This window comes from Microcystis sp. M53598_WE2 (assembly GCF_030067735.1).
GTDB lineage: Bacteria > Cyanobacteriota > Cyanobacteriia > Cyanobacteriales > Microcystaceae > Microcystis > Microcystis aeruginosa.
The window spans coordinates 1-1,102 of record NZ_JASJFE010000199.1; the positions used below are offsets into that span (position 1 = coordinate 1).

Below are 1,102 nucleotides of genomic sequence, written 5' to 3' on the forward strand. Positions count from 1 at the left end.
CTGGGGTTGTCTCTTTCATCGCTGATCTTTCAACGTAAAGTGCTTATTATATAACGATTATACTCTATTATACTCTTGTTGATCGTTTAAGTCCCATTAGAGCAATTGCTGATAGGATTTTAAGGGAATACCTGTCCGGTTTCTCACTTCGATGGCCGAACGATAGACACCGTTTTTTTCTCTTTCGGCGACAATTTTATCGGCCAGGGAAAAGTCAAGACCGAGATTGACTAATTCCGCAACGGAGTAGTAGTTTAAACAACGCCAAGAAACGTCAACTTCTTGGCGAATATCGTAGGCAAAGATAATCAAAGGTTCCAATTTTTTGAGATAATTTTCCGGTAAACCAGCCAGGAAGTGTAATTCTTCTAAATGGGTAAAAATATGTCCTTCATTACGGACAGAAACGATATCATTGGCATAGACAATCGGCAACCCTAATTTATAAACCAGATCGTTGGTGGAACAGCTGTTAATATCAATTTTTTCGAGAGGAGAGGATGACTGTCTGGAATCGGTTCTATTTGCCGAAGCTATTGGATGGGAATTAAGCTGTTGACGGATGTATAAACCCAGGCCGATTTGGGCAAACCAAATTACGATAAAAGACTCTTGTGTAAGGAAAATAAGGGAGATAATTGTCAAAGCAATGCCGACGGATAACCAGCTTTGGTTATTAGTTTTTTTGCCAGCATTAGCAATGGCAAGCCCACCGAAAACTGGGACTAAGGATAGCCAGATCCACTCGGAAGATTCGGGAGGGCGAGGAGAGAGATTAGACATATTTTTTTAAAGAGAATCTAAATATTTTCTGCGTTTTTCTTCGTATTCTTCAGCAGTAATAATTCCCTGATCGTAAAGTTTTTTAAGCTGGAGTAAAGTAGCGGTTTTTTGCTGACCTGATTCTGGCAGTCCTCGCTCTCTACTGCTGGGGAGATAGTTAGGATTATATTTAGCATCAAAAGCTTGATCTGACATGATGATTAAACCAATAAATTCAAAAAAAGCAATGATGCCGGGGATAAAAGTCCAGAAGAAAAGTAGATAGAGAACACCTGCCAAATTCTCCCCTAGATAAAACTTATGGATGCCAAGATAACCA

General features: G+C 39.6%; 2 protein-coding genes. Both read right to left on the reverse strand.

Annotation, left to right across the window (positions count from 1 at the left end; translation table 11 throughout):
* Positions 1-96 precede the first annotated feature (96 nt).
* Positions 97-783, reverse strand: a complete 687-nt coding sequence (locus tag PX636_RS04290; RefSeq protein WP_002798891.1) for a helix-hairpin-helix domain-containing protein — start codon at positions 781-783, stop codon at positions 97-99.
* A gap of 6 nt (positions 784-789) precedes the next feature.
* Positions 790-1,102: NINE protein (locus PX636_RS04295; protein WP_288116317.1), on the reverse strand; the 313-nt coding region annotated here is incomplete at its 5' end.

Coding starts and splice junctions, on each gene's coding strand:
- PX636_RS04290 (WP_002798891.1), bottom strand. CDS start 783: ATGTCTAATCTCTCTCCTCGCCCTCCCGAATCTTCCGAGTGGATCTGG.